This is a genomic window from Citrobacter sp. CK195, assembly GCF_030333365.1.
GTDB lineage: Bacteria > Pseudomonadota > Gammaproteobacteria > Enterobacterales > Enterobacteriaceae > Citrobacter_B > Citrobacter_B koseri.
In genome coordinates, this window is record NZ_JAOWGB010000024.1 from 512363 (window position 1) to 531688 (window position 19326).

Sequence of the window (19326 nt, forward strand, 5' to 3'; positions counted from 1 at the left end):
GTCCGTAATCGCAATGACGGCGGGGCGCAGAGGGGAAGGTGAAGATGTCTCACTCAATATGGACAATTGGTTTCTTCTCAGAACGCCGGGAGTATTGAATTTATGGCTGAAACGCAAAATGATCCCCTGCTGCCGGGTTATTCGTTTAATGCGCATCTGGTTGCCGGGCTGACGCCCATTGAGGCGAACGGCTATCTGGATTTTTTTATCGACCGCCCGCTGGGGATGAAGGGGTATATCCTTAATCTTACGATTCGCGGGGAAGGGGTGATCAATAACCACGGCAAACAGTTTGTCTGCCGTCCGGGGGATATTTTGCTGTTTCCGCCTGGCGAGGTACACCACTACGGTCGCCATCCCAACGCGAGCGAATGGTATCACCAGTGGGTGTACTTCCGACCGCGCGCCTACTGGCAGGAGTGGCTCACCTGGCCGACGATTTTTGCGCAGACCGGTTTTTTCCGCCCTGACGAAGCGCACCAGCCGCGCTTTAATGAGCTTTTTGGTCAAATCATCAATGCCGGGCAGGGGGAAGGGCGCTACTCTGAACTGCTGGCGATTAACCTGCTGGAGCAGCTTCTGCTGCGACGTATGGAGGCGATCAATGAATCGTTGCATCCGCCGATGGACAGCCGGGTGCGCGACGCCTGTCAGTACATCAGCGATCATCTGGCGGACAGCCAGTTTGATATTGCCAGCGTGGCGCAGCACGTCTGCCTGTCGCCGTCCCGCCTGTCGCACCTGTTCCGCCAACAGTTAGGCATTAGCGTACTGAGCTGGCGCGAGGATCAGCGCATCAGCCAGGCGAAGCTGCTGCTCAGCACGACGCGGATGCCGATAGCCACCGTCGGGCGCAATGTCGGGTTTGACGATCAGCTTTATTTCTCTCGCGTCTTTAAAAAATGTACCGGGGCCAGCCCGAGCGAGTTCCGCGCTGGTTGTGAATAAAAAGTGAATGATGTGTCTGCAAAGATGTCATAACGCGTAATCTATTCAGACAATTGGCGACTTGACGAAGCGGGTGAGGGTTAGCAGAATCGCTGCTTCGTAAATCTGACGGACACATTATGCAAGCATTGCTGGAACACTTTATTCTCCAATCCGCTCTGTACTCGCTAATTGCGGTGGCGCTGGTGGCCTTTCTGGAGTCGCTGGCGTTGGTCGGTCTGATTCTGCCCGGTACGGTGATGATGGCGGGGCTGGGGGCGCTTATCGGCAGCGGTGAGCTGAATTTCTGGCATGCGTGGCTGGCGGGCATTATCGGTTGCCTGCTGGGGGACTGGATCTCCTTCTGGTTGGGCTGGCGCTTCAAAAAGCCGCTGCATCGCTGGTCTTTTATGAAAAAGAACAAAGCGCTGCTGGACAAAACCGAACACGCGCTGCATCAACACAGCATGTTCACCATTCTGGTCGGGCGTTTTGTCGGCCCGACGCGGCCGCTGGTGCCGATGGTGGCGGGGATGCTGGATCTGCCCGTCGCGAAATTTATCGTGCCGAATATTATTGGTTGCGTGCTGTGGCCGCCGTTCTATTTCTTGCCGGGGATTCTGGCGGGCGCTGCGATCGACATTCCGGCCGATATGCAGAGCGGCTATTTCAAATGGCTGTTGTTGGCAACGGCGCTGCTGCTGTGGCTGGCGGCCTGGCTGTGCTGGCGGTTATGGCGTAGCGGTAAGGCCGCCGCCGATCGCTTAACGCCGTTTTTACCGCGAGGCCGCCTGTTATGGCTGGCGCCGGTGATGCTCGGCGCGGGCATTGTCGCGCTGGTGATGCTGCTTCGTCATCCGCTGATGCCGGTGTATATCGATATTCTGCGTAAAGTCGTGGGTTACTGAGGAATCTTTTGCCGGATGGCGCTGACGCTTATCCGGCCTACAACGGATGCCTGTCCGTAGGCCCGGTAAGCGCAGCGCCACCGGGCACCCCATTACGCTTTAATGCCCAGCAATGCCGAGGCGCTGGCCTGACCGCTTAATAACTCATCCGTTTTGCCCTGCCATGCGATACGCCCGTCGGCCACGACAATCGAGCGTGACGCAATGCGCGCGGCATCCTCCACACTATGTGACACCATCAGCAGGGTTAATTGCTGGTCGCGGCAGACGTCGCTGACCAGCGTCAGCATCTCCTGACGCAGGGCGGGGTCGAGAGCGGAAAACGGCTCGTCGAGCAGCAATACCGGCTGTTCGCGCACCAGGCAGCGCGCAAGCGCCACGCGTTGACGTTGCCCGCCGGAAAGCTCGCCCGGCAGGCGCTCCAGCAGATTTTCGATCCCCATCTGGCGTGCAATATGATGCAGCTTCTCCCGCTGAGCCGCGTTCAGCTTTAGCCCAGGGTTTAACCCCAGCCCGATGTTCTGCTGCACGTTGAGGTGGCTGAACAGATTATTTTCCTGAAACAGCATGGAAACGGGACGGCGGGAGGGCGGTGTCGTGGTGTGATCCTGACCTTCAATCATTATTGTGCCGCTGGCCGGTGTCAGAAACCCGGCGATTAAATTCAGCAACGTACTTTTCCCGGCGCCGCTTGGCCCGAGAACCGCCACCTGTTCACCGCGCGCCACCGACAGTGTGAAGCGCATGGGCAAATGGTGATAAAGCCAGGTGATATCAGTCAGTTTTAACATTTCGCCCCGGTAATTTTTCGATAACGGTAAACAGCATAAAGCAGAGCATCAGCAGTAATAATGCGGTAACCGCGCCGTCCTGGCTGCGATAGGAGCCAATTTGCTGATACAGATAAAACGGTAGCGTGCGGAAATCGTCGTTGCCAAACAGCGCCACCACGCCAAAATCACCGATGGAGAGCACGCAGGCAAAGGCCAGCGCCTGCGCCAGAGGGCGTTTCAGGGCGCGCAGTTCCACCACCTTCAGTCGCGACCATCCCTCAATGCCCAATGACTGACATAGCATGCTGTAGCGTGCGGTCACATCGCGCATGGGGTTTTCCAGCACTTTTAGCGCATAGGGAATCGCCATTAGCGCGTTGGTGAAAATCACAATACCGTCAGCCGACTCCGGTAGCCCAACGCTGTTGTTGAGCAGTAAAAAGAAGCCGGTCGCCAGCACGATGCCGGGCATGGCAAGGATCAACATCCCGCTCAGTTCCAGCGCCTGGCCTGCCAGCACCTGCTGGCGGGCGCGCAGTTCGCGGCTGCTCCATAAAAGCATCATCGTCAGGATGACGCACAGCACTCCCGCCGCCAGCGCAATGCGCAGAGAGGTCCACAGCGCCTGCCACAAAATGGGTTGCGCCAGCACGTCCAGCAGGCTGCGATTGACGCCATCAATAATAACCGCCAGCAGCGGCGGGAGAAGCAACAGCAGCGCCAGGGCGATCAGCAGGCTGTCCGTCAGGCGGCTGTGGAGCCGATCGTCAGGGTCGCGCCAGCCTTGCACCAGCGTGACGCCGGGGGCAATGGCTTTACTCAGCCGCTGGCTCAGCAGCACCAGCGCCAGACAACATATCATCTGGATCAGCGCCAGCATGGCCGCACGGGCAGGATCGTAGTCGTAGCTCAGCGCCTGATAGATGGCCAGCTCGATAGTGGTAGCCTGCGGGCCGCCGCCAAGTGACAACACGGTGGCGAAACTGGCGAAACAGAGCATAAAAATCAGCGCCGCCACCGGCGGGATTTGACGACGCAGCCACGGCCATTCAACAAAGCGGAAGAAGTGCCAGCCGCGCATGCCTAGCTGCGCGGCGAGCTGTCGCTGTTCGCCGGGAATGTTTTCCAGCGCCTGAAGCAGCAGGCGGCTTGCCATCGGCAGGTTAAAAAAGACGTGCGCCAGTAAAATCCCCTGCAAGCCGTAGGGCGAGAAATGCCACTCCAGCCCCAGCGTATGCCACAGCGAGGCCAGCCAGCCCTGACGACCGTAGACGCTGAGGATACCGAAAACGGCGACCAGCACCGGTAAAATCAGCGTCATGGCGCACAGGCGCAATAACGCCAGACGTCCGGGAAAACGGCGACGATAGAGCGCTCTGGCGAGGAAAATCGCCGGGATGACGGAGAGCAGCGCCGACAGGAACGCCTGCCAGAACGAGAAACGCACGACGTGCCACAGGTAGCTGTCCTGCCATAGCGACGACCATTCACCCTGCGGCGCGTTAAGCCATAGCGCCAGAAATGCCGCCAGAGCCACTGCCACCATCAGCGCGGCGGCAGAAAGCCCGGGTATCAGCCAGCCGGGAATTAGCGGCTGACGGCGCGTTGCCATTCGCTAATCCATGCCTGACGCTGGGATGCCACTTCCGCAGGCGTAAATTCCAGCGTGGTGGATGGCTTCGTCAGTTGTTCAAATCCTGCGGGCAGGGCGACGTCAGCGACCGGATACATCCAGTTGCCGGTAGGAATGGCGTTCTGGAATGCCGGTGAAACCATAAACTTGAGGAATTTTTCTGCCAGTTCCGGCTGTTTGCTGGCGGCAGTGCGCGCAGCCACTTCCACTTGCAGGTAATGACCTTCGCTGAAGCTGGCGGCGGCGTAGTTATCTTTTTTCTCTTCGATGATGTGATACGCCGGAGAGGTGGTGTAGCTCAGCACCAGATCGCTTTCGCCTTTCAGGAACAGGCCGTAGGATTCGCTCCAGCCTTTGGTGACGGTGACCGTTTTGGCCGCCAGTTTTTGCCAGGCTTCCGGCGCGTTATCGCCGTAGACTTTCTGCATCCACAGCAGCAGACCCAGCCCCGGTGTACTGGTGCGCGGGTCCTGATAAATCACGCGCCATTTCCGATCGCTCTCTACCAGTTCTTTCAGGCTTTTCGGTGGGTTTTTCAGTTTGTTTTTGTCATAGATGAAGGCGAAGTAGCCATAATCAAACGGCACGAATGTGTCGTTATGCCAGCCGCCTGGCACGTTAACCGCATCAGGTGCAATGCCGCTTTTTGCGAACAGGTGGGTTTGCGTGGCGGCTTCCAGCAGGTTGTTGTCCAGGCCAAGCACCACGTCGGCTTTGCTGTTTTTCCCTTCCATTCGCAGGCGGTTGAGCAGCGAAACGCCATCTTCCAGCGCCACCAGCTTCAGTTCGCAATCACAGTCAGATTCAAAGGCTTTTTTGATTGTTGGGCCAGGCCCCCAGTCGGCAGCGAAGGAGTCATAGGTATAGACGGTCAGAACAGGTTTGGCGAAGGCAGGCGCTGCGCACAGGAGTAGCAAGGGAAGACATTTTTTTAACACTTTGCACCTCATAAAGTGGGTGGCAAAGGACTTGAGAAGCAGTCTCAAATCCCTTCGCCGGCGTTATCCGGATCAGGTTCGACGGGTATTTTCTCAGCCCATACACTTCACGAATGGTTTTGCGTATGTTTATCAGCACCCCGTTGAGGACGGCGTTAGTGTAGTGATTTTGTTGCTAAGCGGCAATCATGGGTCGGGTGGCGCAAACCATGCCGATTTAAAGTCAAACCAGCCGAGGGTGTTCATACGTAGCCCGCGCATACTGCGCTGCCCCTGGATGATCAGCCAGTGGTGGATCAGCGGGACGATCGCTTTACTGGCGAGCAATTGCTGGCACCACACTGCCAGGTTCATCTCGCCGTTTCGCCACTGCGCGGCGTCGCCCTCCCAGTCCAGCGGGATGCAATGCTGCAACAGCGGGACTTCGCACAGGTGCGCAAACAGGGAAAAATCGAGCGGTAGCGTAAAGTTGGCGCTGTTGAGCCAGATGTCGCTTGTGACCTCCCCCGCATGCCATTGATCGTAGTCGATCTCATGGATATCCAGATGGACCTGATGTTCAGCCAGCAGCTGGCTCATGATCTGCGCGATCACCCGATGTTCGATGTGGTCGTGGTAGTAGGTCAGCGTGATTGTCTCCAGCCCGGCGGGTTTTTCGCCGTGTCCCGGGCGGGCATGGTGCCAGCGGGGCAGTAATCCGTAAGCCGGGAACCAGTGGCGCTGGTATTGCTCGTCGGCATAGAAGAGCAAATTGCTGGGGGAGAGCACGCGGCTTATCCACTCTCTGACTTCCTGATTCGCGCCGCGATTCGTCCGGGCGTCGAACAGCATATAGTAGCAGCCCTCTTCCAGCCGGCTTTCGATGGCTTTTTCATCTTCGGTCGGCCCTTTTAACGTCAGACCGCCGTTCGGTTCGTCGCCAATGTCCGGCAATACCCAGACGTTCACTTCATCAATCAGCGCCCGATAGCCGAAGAAATCATCAAAGGCGTGGATTTTTAACTGGTTGCGCGTATTACGCATCACCGCGTAAGGGCCGGTGCCGATCGGATGGCTGGAGAAATTATTCAGCGTTTCCCACTCCCGGGGCAGGATCATCGCCGGAACCTGACCCAGCAGCCACGGCAGCCAGCGATCCGGCTGCGACAGGTGAATATCCAGCGTCCAGGCGGTGGGGGAGACTATCTCGGTAATGTGCGAGTAGAGCGGCAGGGCGTTGATGCGCGTCAGTGAGGCAATGACATCCTCCATCTCCAGCTCACGTCCGTGATGGAAGTGAATCCCCGGACGAAGAAAAAAACGCCACTGCAAAGGGGAAATCTGTTGCCAGTGGTGAGCAATATCGGCTTCCAGTTCCCCATTTTCCTCATTTACGCGCGTCAGTGCGCTGAAAATTTGCCGGGCGATATGGGTTTCTGAACGACGCAATGCGGTGCCAGGCAGCAGGTTGTGCATTGGACGATAGTAGAGCACGCGCAGAATATGCCGCCCCTGGCGAAAGCTGCGCCCCAGGTGGGACACCAGCATTTGCCGCACGGCGGTTTTGTCGCCCACCAGCTGTACCAACTGGTCGATGCGATCTTGCTCCAGCAGGTCTTCCGCCCGCTGCTGCTGTAGCGCCAGCCCGGTATAGAGGAAGGTCAGACGGGAGCGTTTCCCGCGTCCGACCTCCGCCTCCCATGTCAACCAGCCACGTTCCTGCATGGTATTCAGCAGCGTACGCATATGGCGGCGGGAGCAGCTCAGCAGGTCCGCCAGCTCGTTGAGCGTGGTGTCTTGCGTTTTGCCGTCGCAGCATTGCCATAGACGGATGAACTGTTGTTGCAGACGACCTGAAGACATAAAAGGGGAACTCCTGCGCAAAACTCAGCAATTTTACTATCCCCATATTAGGTCAATAATGGATTCCGATGAAGCAATATGGAGAGGTCTTCGATGCGTCAGTTTTATTTGAAGTACTTTACCGCGACAGAAGGGTTGTCCTGGTTGGCTTGTCCGAGCGCGCCGCAGCGCTTAAAGATGCTTGAAGAACTGATGCAGTGGGAGGTGACTGCCTGACCTCGGATTTCCGAATTGCAGACATCATGTGTGACTGAGTATTGGTGTTTATCGCCGCGCCAGCAGATAATTCCTGCTGGCTTTTTTCGTTTCGGCTGCGTTTATCCATAAAAAGGGAAAGTATGCTCTGGTTAATGACGATGGGACGGCGCCTCAACGGTGTTTATGCCGCTTTTATGCTGGTTGCCTTTATGATGGGCGTGGCGGGAGCGTTACAGGCACCGACGCTGAGCCTGTTTTTGAGTCGTGAAGTCGGTGCGCAGCCGTTCTGGGTCGGCCTTTTTTACACGGTCAACGCGATTGCCGGGATTCTGGTCAGCCTTGCATTAGCAAAACGCTCGGACAGTAAAGGCGATCGCCGTAAGCTGATTATGTTCTGCTGCCTGATGGCGATTGGTAATGCGCTACTGTTCGCCTTCAATCGCCATTATCTCACCCTGATCACCTGCGGCGTGTTATTCGCGTCGCTGGCCAATACCGCCATGCCGCAGCTATTTGCGTTGGCGCGGGAATATGCCGATAACTCCGCGCGTGAAGTGGTGATGTTCAGCTCGGTAATGCGTGCGCAGCTTTCACTGGCATGGGTGATTGGCCCGCCGCTGGCTTTTATGCTGGCGCTGAACTATGGCTTCACGGCGATGTTTTCCATTGCCGCCGGCATATTCGCCATCAGCCTGGCGTTGATTGCTTTTATTCTGCCCTCGGTGGCGCGCGTTGAGCAGCCTGCCGATGTTCCGGTCACGGAAGCGGGCGGCTGGCAGGATAAAAACGTCCGCATGCTGTTTATCGCCTCCACGCTGATGTGGACCTGCAACACCATGTACATCATTGATATGCCGCTATGGATAAGCCTTGAGCTGGGTTTACCGGATAAACTGGCCGGAATATTGATGGGGACTGCGGCAGGTCTGGAGATCCCGGCGATGATTCTGGCTGGCTACTCGGTGAAGCGCTTCGGTAAGCGGCGGATGATGGTTATCGCCGTGGCTGCGGGGGTACTGTTTTATCTCGGCCTGATTTTCTTTCACAGCCAGACGGCGTTGCTTATCCTGCAACTGTTTAACGCGGTGTTTATCGGCATTGTGGCGGGGATTGGTATGCTGTGGTTTCAGGATTTAATGCCTGGCCGCGCCGGTTCAGCTACCACGCTGTTTACCAACAGTATCTCCACGGGAGTGATTCTGGCGGGGGTGATTCAGGGCGCGGTCGCGCAAAGCTACGGGCATTTCGCTGTTTACTGGGTGATAGCGGCGATTTCGCTGGTGGCGCTGGTGATGACCGGGCGGGTGAAGGATGTGTAAAAAATGCCGGATGACGGCTTCGCCTTATCTGGCCTACACAGAGTGGCAGGCCGGATAAACGAAGTGCTATCCGGCAGGTATGCTGAGAATCAGCGCATAAACGACGGTTGTTTCTCTTCGTATGCCGCAATTGCGCTTTCGTGTTGCAACGTCAGGCCGATGCTGTCCAGACCGTTCAACATGCAGTGACGGCGGAAGTCGTCGATTTTAAAGCTGTAGGACTTATCGCCCGCTTTTACTACCTGCGCTTCCAGATCCACTTCAAATTTAATCCCCGGATTGGCTTTCACCAGGGCGAACAGTTCATCGACCTCTTCATCGCTCAGTTTCACCGGCAGCAGCTGGTTGTTAAAGCTGTTGCCATAGAAGATATCCGCGAAGCTCGGCGCGATGACCACTTTAAAGCCGTAATCGGTCAGCGCCCACGGCGCGTGCTCGCGCGATGAACCGCAGCCGAAGTTTTCCCGCGCCAGCAGAATCGATGCGCCTTTATATTCCGGGAAGTTCAGCACGAACTCCGGGTTCGGCTGCTGACCCTTTTCATCCAGAAAACGCCAGTCATTGAACAGATGCGCGCCAAAACCGGTGCGGGTGACTTTCTGTAAAAACTGTTTCGGTATAATCGCGTCGGTATCGACGTTAGCAGCATCCAGCGGGACGACCAGGCCGGTGTGTTGGGTAAATTTCTCTGCCATGGTGTGCTCCTTATTTGATGCTGCGAATATCGGCGAAATGACCGGTGACGGCGGCAGCGGCAGCCATCGCCGGGCTAACCAGATGCGTGCGTCCGCCGCGCCCCTGACGACCTTCAAAGTTACGGTTGCTGGTGGAGGCGCAGCGCTCGCCCGGATTCAGACGGTCGTTGTTCATCGCCAGACACATGGAACAGCCTGGTAAACGCCATTCAAAACCGGCTTCGATAAAGATCTTATCCAGACCTTCCGCCTCTGCCTGCGCTTTTACCGGGCCGGAGCCGGGAACCACCAGAGCCTGAACGCCCGGTGCAACTTTACGCCCTTTGGCGATTTCCGCCGCCGCGCGTAAATCTTCAATACGCGAGTTGGTGCAGGAACCGATAAACACTTTGTCGATCGCCACGTCGGTTAACGGAATGCCCGGTTTCAGCCCCATATAGGCCAGCGCTTTTTCGGCGCTTGCGCGCTCGACAGGATCGGCAAACGAGGCCGGATCGGGGATATTGTCGTTGACGGAGATAACCTGACCCGGGTTGGTTCCCCAGGTAACCTGCGGCGCAATGTCTTCCGCTTGCAGGGTCACGACGGTATCGAACGTTGCGCCGTCGTCGGTTTTCAGGGTTTTCCAGTATGCGACGGCATCGTCAAAATCGCTGCCTTTCGGGGCGTGCAGACGCCCTTTTACGTAGTTGAAGGTGGTGTCATCCGGCGCGACCAGACCGGCTTTGGCACCCATCTCGATCGCCATGTTGCACAGGGTCATACGACCTTCCATGCTCAGATTGCGAATGGCTTCGCCGCAGAACTCGACCACATGGCCCGTACCGCCCGCGCTGCCGGTTTTACCGATAATCGCCAGCACGATGTCTTTCGCCGTAATACCCGGCGCAGCCGTGCCTTTCACCTCAATCTTCATGGTTTTTGCGCGGCCCTGTTTCAGGGTCTGCGTCGCCAGAACGTGTTCAACTTCGGAGGTGCCGATGCCAAACGCCAGCGCGCCGAATGCGCCGTGCGTGGCGGTATGGGAATCGCCGCAAACAATGGTCATCCCCGGTAAGGTCACGCCCTGTTCCGGCCCCATTACGTGGACGATCCCCTGATACGGGTGGTTCAGGTCATACAGCTCCACGCCGAACGCTTTGCAGTTTTTGATCAACTCCTGCATCTGAATCCGCGCCATCTCGCCAGAGGCGTTGATGTCTTTGGTTTGCGTAGAGACGTTATGATCCATCGTCGCGAAGGTTTTACCCGGCTGGCGAACCGAGCGACCGTGGGCGCGCAGACCGTCAAACGCCTGCGGGGAGGTCACTTCATGCACCAGATGCCTGTCGATGTACAGCAGCGGGGTTTCGTTCTGCGCCTCATAGACCACATGCGCATCGAACAATTTTTCATACAACGTTTTAGCCATGATTACACCCCTTCGGCGACATAACGGGCAATGATGTCGCCCATCTCATCAGTACTGACAGCGGCAGCGCCACGGGCTAAATCACCGGTGCGAATACCTTCTTCTAATGCGCGGTTAATGGCGCTTTCAATGGCGGTTGCCGCATCGTCAGCATCCAGGCTGTAACGCAGCAGCAACGCCAGCGACAGGATCTGCGCGATCGGGTTGGCGATGTTTTTCCCGGCGATATCCGGCGCAGAACCGCCCGCCGGTTCATACAGGCCGAAACCCTGTTCGTTCAGGCTGGCGGAAGGCAACATCCCCATTGAGCCGGTGATCATCGCGCATTCGTCAGACAGAATGTCGCCAAACAGGTTGGAGCACAGCAGCACGTCAAACTGAGAGGGATCTTTAATCAACTGCATCGTGGCATTGTCGATGTACATGTGCGCCAGTTCGACATCCGGGTACGCTTTGGCGACCTCATTGACGATCTCGCGCCACAGAATGGACGTTTGCAGGACGTTGGCTTTGTCGATCGACGTAACCTTACGGCGACGTTTACGCGCCGATTCGAAGGCGATGCGCGCAATACGTTCGATTTCAAAACGGTGATACACCTCGGTATCGAAGGCTTTTTCATGTTGCCCGCTACCTTCGCGGCCTTTCGGCTGACCAAAATAGATCCCGCCGGTCAATTCACGCACGCACAGGATGTCGAAACCGTTGGCCGCGATGTCGGCGCGCAGCGGACAGAAGGCTTCCAGCCCCTGGTACAGCTTTGCCGGACGCAGGTTGCTAAACAATTTGAAGTGTTTACGCAGCGGCAGCAATGCGCCGCGTTCCGGTTGGCTGTCCGGCGGCAGATTTTCCCATTTCGGGCCGCCGACGGAGCCAAACAGAATGGCATCCGCCTGTTCACAGCCTTCAACGGTCGCCTTCGGCAGCGGTTGACCGTGGTTGTCGATAGCGGCGCCGCCGACATCGTAATGGCTGGTGGTAATGCGCATGGCAAAACGACTGCGAACGGCTTCCAGGACTTTCAGGGCTTGCGCCATCACTTCCGGGCCAATACCGTCACCCGGCAAAACAGCAATATGGTAATTCTTCGACATCACACGGTTTCCTTATTGTTCTCTTTATTCTGAGCTTTGCGTTGCAATTCTTTTTCGACTTCGGCGGCGCGCCAGATGTTGTTCAGGACATGCACCATCGCTTTCGCGGAGGATTCGACGATATCGGTCGCCAGACCGACCCCGTGGAAACGACGGCCGTTATAGTTGGCGACGATATCCACCTGGCCCAGCGCATCTTTGCCGTGGCCTTTCGCCGACAGGCTGTATTTCACCAGTTCAATGTTGTAATCGGTGATGCGGTTGATGGCCTGGTAAATGGCATCGACCGGGCCGTTGCCGTTCGCGGCTTCCGCTTTGATGCCGTCGCCGCAGGCCAGTTTGACGGAGGCCGTGGCGATATCGTTAGAGCCGGACTGCACGCTGAAATAGTCCAGACGGAAATGCTCTGGCTCTTCCTGTTGTTTATTGATGAAGGCCAGCGCCTCCAGGTCGTAATCGAATACCTGACCTTTTTTATCCGCCAGCTTCAGGAAAGCGTCGTACAGGTTGTCCAGATTGTATTCACTCTCTTTATAGCCCATCTCGTCCATACGGTGTTTTACGGCCGCACGCCCGGAGCGAGAGGTCAGGTTCAACTGGATCTGGTTCAGGCCGATAGACTCTGGCGTCATGATTTCGTAGTTTTCACGGTTTTTCAGCACGCCGTCCTGGTGAATGCCGGAGGAGTGGGCGAACGCGCCGCTGCCGACAATCGCTTTGTTCGCCGGGATCGGCATGTTGCAGATCTGACTGACCAACTGGCTGGTGCGCCAGATCTCCTGGTGATTGATGCGGGTATGCACATTCAGAATGTCCTGGCGTACCTTGATCGCCATGATGACTTCTTCCAGCGAGCAGTTACCGGCACGTTCGCCGATACCGTTCATGGCGCCTTCAACCTGACGCGCGCCCGCGTGGACAGCCGCCAGCGCGTTGCCGACGCCCAGACCTAAATCATCATGGGTATGTACGGAGATGATGGCCTTGTCGATATTCGGTACGCGCTCATACAGCCCGGAAATAATACCGCCGAACTCGAAGGGCATGGTGTAGCCCACAGTATCGGGAATGTTGATTGTTTTCGCGCCCGCATTGATCGCCGCTTCCACGACGCGAGCGAGATCGTCAATCGGGGTACGGCCTGCGTCTTCACATGAGAACTCCACGTCATCAGTGTAATTACGCGCACGCTTAACCATATAGATAGCACGCTCAATCACTTCATCCAGCGTGCTGCGCAGCTTGGTGGCGATATGCATCGGCGAGGTGGCGATAAAGGTATGGATGCGGAAAGCGTCCGCGACCTTCAGTGATTCTGCCGCGACGTCGATGTCTTTTTCCACGCAGCGGGCTAACGCGCAAACGCGGCTGTTTTTGACCTGGCGGGCGATAGTCTGTACCGACTCAAAATCGCCAGGTGAAGAGACGGGAAAACCCACTTCCATCACATCGACGCCCATACGTTCAAGGGCCAGGGCAATTTGCAGCTTTTCTTTCACACTCAGGCTAGCCTGTAACGCCTGTTCACCGTCGCGTAAAGTGGTATCGAAAATAATGACTTGCTGGCTCATGGTTTAGGTCCTTGTCTCTTTAGGGCGCCTTGCTTCGAGCATAAAAAAACCCGCGCAACGGCGCGGGTTTTTAATCTTACTGATGCTGACTTAATGCTGAATGTCGCTCACCAGTCTACCGCGCAACGAAGATGCGTTTAGTAGTAGTAGACCGTTAAAGCGAGCGATACGAATCATTAAATCAACTCCAGATGAATGCGATATGCTTTTAGTGGTACTGGATACGCTGCGCGATGTCAACCCTGTTGCAGATAAACCCTCCCATGCAGAGGGGATCTTGCGTTCTGTACTTTAGCTAATTGTGCTGAACTTTCAGGCGAATGCAAAATAAATCGACAGGAGGTGCGTACATACTTTTCACTGTTTGACATATTTGAGCATGTTTATTTGCAACTACAGCAAGCTGAAAGGGGGGTAAAGGTATTGCAAAGGTCGTACTTATCTTTTTGATTTTATTTATTTTTATATCTTTCGTGAATAAATTAATGAATCCGTTGCACACGTTATTGATAAATTATTGTTAAGAGTAAAAGCACAACTAATATAAACAATTAATTAAAACTTAATTTATTATTCACCAAAAGCATGATTGTGTATTCGCCACGCTTATGTTTATATTGCTTTTGTAATTTAAACATTATGAATCATCGTGCTGTGGCCTCTGCCGTATTGTACTGGCATGGGCTTTCGCCTTTTCCTGAACGATGCCTTTATGTTTTCCTAATTTTTATGTTTTCTCTTTTTCTTATTTTATATGCATGATAAATCATATTTCCTGAGATTATTTCTGCATTTCGTCAAGAAAAAGGGAGTTTAGTGTGACAGTGGAGTTAACTATGCCAGAGATAGAAATAGATAAACCGCATCCGATAGAAATGGTTAAGCCTCAGCTTCGTATGGTTGATCTGAATTTACTGACCGTCTTTGACGCCGTGATGCAAGAGCAGAATATCACGCGGGCGGCCCACTCCCTGGGGATGTCGCAGCCCGCAGTCAGTAATGCGGTGGCGCGTCTGAAAGTCATGTTTAATGACGAGCTGTTTGTCCGGTACGGACGCGGTATCCAGCCAACGGCGCGCGCTTATCAGCTATTTGGTTCCGTTCGCCAGGCGTTACAGTTAGTGCAAAATGAGTTGCCCGGTTCAGGTTTTGAACCCGCCAGTAGCGAGCGTGTATTCCATCTTTGCGTGTGCAGCCCGCTGGATAATATTCTGACGTCGCTTATTTATAATCGCGTTGAAAAGATTGCGCCGAATATTCATGTCGTTTTTAAATCATCGTTAAATCAAAATACGGAACATCAGCTACGTTATCAGGAAACGGAATTTGTTATTGGGTATGAAGAGTTTCGCCGTCCTGAGTTTACCAGCGTATCGTTATTTAAAGATGAAATGGTGCTGGTCGCCAGCAGAAAACATCCGCGTATCAGCGGTCCGTTGCTGGAGAGCGATGTTTATAATGAACAACATGCGGTCGTTTCACTCGATCGTTATGCCTCATTTAGCCAGCCGTGGTATGACACGCCAGACAGACAAAGCTGCATTGCTTATCAGGGAATGGCGTTGATCAGCGTGCTTAATGTTGTCTCTCAAACGCAGCTGGTGGCAGTTGCGCCGCGTTGGTTAGCCGATGAATTTGCCGAGTCATTAGCGTTACAGATATTACCGTTGCCTTTAAAACTGAATAGCCGGACCTGTTATCTTTCCTGGCATGATGCCGCGGGTCGGGATAAGGGTCATCAATGGATGGAAGAGTTATTGGTTTCTGTCTGTCAAAAGTGAATACGGGTGGAATAAATCAGAGTGAAATATCTGGTTTATTCTGCTTTTTCGTCTGTGTGTGAAATTTTATACTGAATTGTGCATCCAGGCGCTTTACGCATATCGCAAAAAATGGCGATATTGCTGTAAGTCCCCATTTTTAAGCGATTATTTATCATCACATCTGCTTATCCTGGTGTAATTCGCCGTTTCTTCTGCGCTTTCATCTCATTTATTCTTATTTATCTTCGAACGACGACATCAGCCTGAATTGCCTGCGTCATGGTGAGCAGTTAATGTGTTAGCAAAAGGTAAATCATCATAATAGTGGAGCAAGCCATGGAGATGTTGTCTGGAGCCGAGATGGTCGTCCGATCGCTCATCGATCAGGGCGTGAAACAGGTATTCGGTTATCCCGGGGGCGCGGTCCTCGATATTTATGATGCGCTGCACACGGTCGGTGGTATCGATCATGTGCTTGTCCGTCATGAACAAGCGGCTGTGCATATGGCGGATGGTCTGGCGCGGGCAACAGGTGAAGTCGGGGTCGTTCTGGTCACTTCCGGGCCAGGCGCCACGAATGCGATCACCGGTATTGCCACGGCCTATATGGACTCCATTCCTCTGGTCATCCTTTCCGGGCAAGTGGCGACGTCGTTGATTGGCTATGACGCCTTTCAGGAATGCGACATGGTGGGGATCTCACGTCCGGTGGTGAAACACAGCTTCCTCGTTAAACAGACGGAAGACATCCCGCAGGTGCTGAAAAAAGCGTTCTGGCTGGCGGCAAGCGGGCGTCCTGGACCCGTGGTCGTGGACCTCCCGAAAGATATTCTGAATCCGGCGAAAAAGTTGCCTTACGTCTGGCCGGAGTCGGTCAGTATGCGCTCTTATAACCCGACCACGACAGGGCATAAAGGGCAGATTAAGCGCGCGCTGCAAACGCTGGCGGCGGCAAAAAAACCGGTGGTCTACGTCGGCGGCGGTGCAGTGAATGCGGGTTGTCATGAACAACTGCGGCAAACCATTGAAGCGCTCAACCTGCCGGTCGTCTCGTCGCTGATGGGGCTGGGCGCATTCCCGGCCACGCATCGTCAGTCGTTAGGGATGCTGGGGATGCACGGCACCTATGAAGCCAATATGACCATGCATCATTCCGATGTGATTTTTGCCGTCGGGGTGCGTTTTGACGATCGCACGACCAATAATCTGGCGAAATACTGCCCGAATGCGACCGTGCTGCATATCGATATCGATCCGACCTCTATCTCTAAAACCGTGACGGCGGATATTCCCATTGTGGGCGATGCGCGCCTGGTTCTGGAGCAAATGCTGGAATTACTGCCGCAGGAAGTCGCGCAGCAGCCGCTGGATGATATTCGCGACTGGTGGCAACACATTGAACGCTGGCGCGCCCGTCAGTGCCTGAAATATGACACCCAAAGCGAGAGCATTAAACCGCAGGCGGTGATCGAAGCTATCTGGCGTCTGACGAAAGGCGATGCGTATGTCACTTCTGATGTCGGCCAGCACCAGATGTTCGCCGCGCTCTACTACCCCTTTGATAAGCCGCGTCGCTGGATTAACTCCGGCGGTCTCGGCACGATGGGCTTTGGCCTGCCAGCGGCCCTGGGCGTGAAGATGGCGCTGCCGGATGAAACGGTGGTGTGCGTCACGGGAGATGGCAGCATTCAGATGAACATTCAGGAGCTGTCGACGGCGCTACAGTACGAACTGCCGGTGCTGGTGCTCAACCTTAACAACCGCTATCTCGGCATGGTCAAACAATGGCAGGACATGATCTACTCCGGGCGCCACTCCCAGTCTTACATGCAGTCGCTGCCCGATTTTGTACGCCTTGCCGAGGCTTATGGGCATATCGGTATCCAGATTAATCATCCAGATGAACTGGAGAGCAAGCTGGGCGAAGCGCTGGAACATGTGCGTAACCATCGTCTGGTGTTTGTCGATGTCACCGTCGATGGCAGTGAGCATGTCTACCCGATGCAGATTCGTGGGGGCGGGATGGATGAAATGTGGTTAAGCAAAACGGAGAGGACCTGATTATGCGCCGGATATTATCAGTATTGCTGGAAAACGAGTCGGGTGCATTGTCGCGTGTGATTGGCCTCTTCGCCCAGCGTGGATACAACATTGAAAGCCTTACCGTCGCGCCGACCGACGATCCGACGCTATCGCGTATGACCATCCAGACGGTTGGCGATGAGAAAGTTCTGGAGCAAATTGAAAAGCAACTGCACAAGCTGGTGGATGTTCTGCGCGTAAGCGAACTTGGGCAGGGCGCGCACGTTGAGCGAGAAATCATGCTGGTGAAGATTCAGGCCAGCGGATACGGAAGGGAAGAGGTGAAGCGCAACACGGAGATTTTCCGTGGGCAGATTATTGATGTCACGCCTTCTATTTATACCGTCCAGCTGGCAGGCACCAGCGATAAGCTGGACGCGTTTCTGGCGACGCTGCGTGAAGTGGCGAAAATTGTTGAAGTTGCCCGTTCCGGCGTCGTCGGGCTTTCGCGCGGCGACAAGATCATGCGTTAATCATTGTGTTGTATTTCAATTGTAGGCCTGATAAGCGAAGCGCCATCAGGCATTATTGTGGACATCATGCCGGATGATCCCGTTGGCTTTTTTGTAGGCCTGATAAGACGCGGTAGCGTCGCCATCAGGCCATTTACCCTGCCGGATGGCGCTAATGCTTATCCGGCCTACAGGTGACGTCTCAACCTCCGCCGACGCTACCCGTTGGCTTTTTTTTGCGAAATCAGTGGTAACCCGGAATAAAAGCGGTTGCCGCAGTCACTATTCTGCGCTTAGATGTTAAGAAATTTAACCCATGCCGTCACAATGGTTATGGTTTGTACATTTTACGCAAGGGGCAATTGTGAAACTGGATGAAATCGCTCGGCTGGCCGGTGTATCGCGAACGACTGCAAGCTACGTTATTAACGGAAAAGCAAAGCAATACCGCGTGAGCGACAAGACCGTCGAGAAAGTCATGGCGGTGGTGCGTGAGCATAATTACCACCCGAATGCTGTGGCCGCCGGGCTGCGTGCTGGACGCACACGTTCTATCGGACTGGTCATTCCCGATCTGGAGAACACGAGTTATACCCGTATCGCAAACTACCTGGAGCGCCAGGCGCGCCAGCGCGGTTATCAACTGCTGATTGCCTGCTCAGAAGATCAGCCGGATAACGAAATGCGGTGTATCGAACATCTTCTACAACGCCAGGTGGATGCGATCATTGTATCGACCTCGTTACCGCCGGAGCATCCGTTCTACCAGCGCTGGGCCAATGGTTCATTCCCCATCGTGGCGCTGGATCGCGCGCTGGATCGCGAACATTTCACCAGCGTTGTCGGGGCGGATCAGGATGATGCGGAAATGCTGGCGGCAGAGTTACGTAAATTCCCGGCGGAAACGGTGCTTTACCTGGGCGCGTTGCCGGAGCTGTCCGTCAGTTTCCTGCGCGAGCAGGGGTTCCGTACCGCATGGAAAGACGATCCGCGCGAAGTACACTATCTGTACGCCAACAGCTACGAGCGGGAAGCGGCGGCGCAGCTGTTCGAAAAATGGCTGGAAACTCACCCGATGCCGCAGGCGCTGTTTACCACATCGTTTGCGCTCTTGCAGGGCGTGATGGATGTAACGTTACGTCGTGACGGGAAGCTGCCTTCCAACCTGGCGATCGCCACCTTTGGCGATAATGAGCTGCTCGACTTCTTGCAGTGTCCGGTTCTGGCGGTCGCACAGCGTCATCGTGATGTTGCTGAACGCGTCCTGGAGATCGTCCTGGCCAGCCTGGATGAGCCGCGTAAACCGAAGCCAGGTTTAACGCGAATCAAACGTAATTTGTACCGTCGCGGTATTCTTAGCCGCAGTTAGTCCATTTCTGTCGGCCGGATAAGGCGGTTATGCCGCCATCTGGCAAATCGCCCGGCGCGTTGTCGCTGACCGGGCAAATATTCACCTGCCAACAATACTCACACCATAATTAAGATTATTCCTTAGAATTATCCGACTTATCTTTCAAATATGCTGATTTTAAACCTGTCGATACCGACTTCAGGTTTATTGAGACGTCGTATTGAACCCGTTTTGTATTATTTTGTTACATGCGGGCGACGAATTGCCGAATTAACAAACACTTTTTTTCGATGTGGCCTCTACGTCGCGGCTGGCTTGTCGGTGCGGGGCGTAGAGAGCGATAAACAGGTACTGTTATCTCGCTGCATA

At 55.0% G+C, this 19326-nt stretch carries 17 protein-coding genes and 1 riboswitch; of the genes, 8 read left to right on the forward strand and 9 right to left on the reverse strand.

The annotated features are described in order from the left end of the window. The first annotated feature begins 102 nt into the window (after positions 1 to 102). Both araC and OGX93_RS13545 read left to right on the forward strand, forming a co-directional pair. A complete protein-coding gene (araC, locus tag OGX93_RS13540) occupies positions 103 to 948 on the forward strand; it encodes an arabinose operon transcriptional regulator AraC (RefSeq protein WP_012134104.1) in 846 nt (281 codons plus the stop codon). 119 nt (positions 949 to 1067) lie between these two features. Then, positions 1068 to 1835 carry a DedA family protein gene (locus tag OGX93_RS13545; RefSeq protein WP_012134103.1) on the forward strand — a complete coding sequence of 256 codons (768 nt, stop codon included), beginning with the start codon at positions 1068 to 1070 and terminating at the stop codon, positions 1833 to 1835. Between the two features lie 92 nt (positions 1836 to 1927). On the opposite strand, the gene thiQ is transcribed toward OGX93_RS13545, so the two are convergent. The 4 genes from thiQ to sgrR all read right to left on the reverse strand — a co-directional run bounded on the left by thiQ (position 1928) and on the right by sgrR (position 7021). Next, a complete protein-coding gene (gene thiQ / locus OGX93_RS13550; RefSeq protein ID WP_058668564.1) occupies positions 1928 to 2626 on the reverse strand; it encodes a thiamine ABC transporter ATP-binding protein ThiQ in 699 nt (232 codons plus the stop codon). Beyond that, positions 2610 to 4220 (reverse strand): thiamine/thiamine pyrophosphate ABC transporter permease ThiP, encoded by a 1611-nt coding sequence (thiP, locus tag OGX93_RS13555; RefSeq protein ID WP_110494682.1) that lies wholly within the window; start codon positions 4218 to 4220, stop codon positions 2610 to 2612. Before thiP ends, thiQ begins: the two co-directional genes overlap by 17 nt. After that, positions 4196 to 5179, reverse strand: coding sequence for a thiamine ABC transporter substrate binding subunit (gene thiB, locus OGX93_RS13560; protein WP_286449869.1), 984 nt, complete (start codon positions 5177 to 5179; stop codon positions 4196 to 4198). Before thiB ends, thiP begins: the two co-directional genes overlap by 25 nt. Positions 5180 to 5210: 31 nt before the next feature. Beyond that, a riboswitch (TPP riboswitch) is annotated at positions 5211 to 5332 on the reverse strand. Positions 5333 to 5365: 33 nt separating this feature from the next. Beyond that, positions 5366 to 7021, reverse strand: a complete 1656-nt coding sequence (gene sgrR, locus OGX93_RS13565; RefSeq protein ID WP_012134099.1) for an HTH-type transcriptional regulator SgrR — start codon at positions 7019 to 7021, stop codon at positions 5366 to 5368. Between the two features lie 93 nt (positions 7022 to 7114). Here sgrR and sgrT point away from each other — a divergent pair, with 93 nt between their 5' ends. Together sgrT and OGX93_RS13575 are read left to right on the forward strand one after the other, a co-directional pair. Beyond that, a complete protein-coding gene (sgrT, locus tag OGX93_RS13570) occupies positions 7115 to 7237 on the forward strand; it encodes a glucose uptake inhibitor SgrT (RefSeq protein WP_024130713.1) in 123 nt (40 codons plus the stop codon). A 122-nt stretch (positions 7238 to 7359) separates the two neighbouring features. Next, entirely contained in the window at positions 7360 to 8538 is a 1179-nt protein-coding gene (locus OGX93_RS13575; RefSeq protein ID WP_012134096.1) for a sugar efflux transporter, read from the forward strand. An 89-nt stretch (positions 8539 to 8627) separates the two neighbouring features. Here OGX93_RS13575 and leuD read toward each other — a convergent pair whose 3' ends face one another. The 5 genes from leuD to leuL form a co-directional block, all read right to left on the reverse strand. Further along, positions 8628 to 9233, reverse strand: coding sequence for a 3-isopropylmalate dehydratase small subunit (gene leuD / locus OGX93_RS13580; protein ID WP_049008518.1), 606 nt, complete (start codon positions 9231 to 9233; stop codon positions 8628 to 8630). Between the two features lie 10 nt (positions 9234 to 9243). Further along, on the reverse strand, positions 9244 to 10644 hold the full coding sequence (leuC, locus tag OGX93_RS13585; RefSeq protein ID WP_286449868.1) for a 3-isopropylmalate dehydratase large subunit: 1401 nt from the start codon (positions 10642 to 10644) through the stop codon (positions 9244 to 9246). 2 nt (positions 10645 to 10646) lie between these two features. After that, on the reverse strand, positions 10647 to 11738 hold the full coding sequence (leuB, locus tag OGX93_RS13590) for a 3-isopropylmalate dehydrogenase (protein ID WP_012134092.1): 1092 nt from the start codon (positions 11736 to 11738) through the stop codon (positions 10647 to 10649). Continuing rightward, the gene (gene leuA / locus OGX93_RS13595; protein ID WP_275376233.1) at positions 11738 to 13309 is read right to left on the reverse strand and encodes a 2-isopropylmalate synthase; all 1572 of its coding nucleotides are present in this window, start codon (positions 13307 to 13309) and stop codon (positions 11738 to 11740) included. Before leuA ends, leuB begins: the two co-directional genes overlap by 1 nt. Positions 13310 to 13399: 90 nt before the next feature. Beyond that, positions 13400 to 13486 carry a leu operon leader peptide gene (leuL, locus tag OGX93_RS13600; protein WP_047458945.1) on the reverse strand — a complete coding sequence of 29 codons (87 nt, stop codon included), beginning with the start codon at positions 13484 to 13486 and terminating at the stop codon, positions 13400 to 13402. A 659-nt stretch (positions 13487 to 14145) separates the two neighbouring features. Here leuL and leuO point away from each other — a divergent pair. The 4 genes from leuO to cra all read left to right on the forward strand — a co-directional run bounded on the left by leuO (position 14146) and on the right by cra (position 18975). Then, positions 14146 to 15090, forward strand: coding sequence for a transcriptional regulator LeuO (gene leuO, locus OGX93_RS13605; protein ID WP_012134089.1), 945 nt, complete (start codon positions 14146 to 14148; stop codon positions 15088 to 15090). A gap of 318 nt (positions 15091 to 15408) precedes the next feature. Further along, on the forward strand, positions 15409 to 17133 hold the full coding sequence (gene ilvI, locus OGX93_RS13610; RefSeq protein WP_012134088.1) for an acetolactate synthase 3 large subunit: 1725 nt from the start codon (positions 15409 to 15411) through the stop codon (positions 17131 to 17133). Between the two features lie 2 nt (positions 17134 to 17135). Beyond that, positions 17136 to 17627: an acetolactate synthase small subunit gene (ilvN, locus tag OGX93_RS13615; RefSeq protein WP_003829566.1), complete on the forward strand. Its 492-nt coding sequence runs from the start codon at positions 17136 to 17138 to the stop codon at positions 17625 to 17627. Positions 17628 to 17970: 343 nt separating this feature from the next. Further along, the gene (cra, locus tag OGX93_RS13620; RefSeq protein WP_024130712.1) at positions 17971 to 18975 is read left to right on the forward strand and encodes a catabolite repressor/activator; all 1005 of its coding nucleotides are present in this window, start codon (positions 17971 to 17973) and stop codon (positions 18973 to 18975) included. The last annotated feature ends 351 nt before the right edge of the window (positions 18976 to 19326 follow it).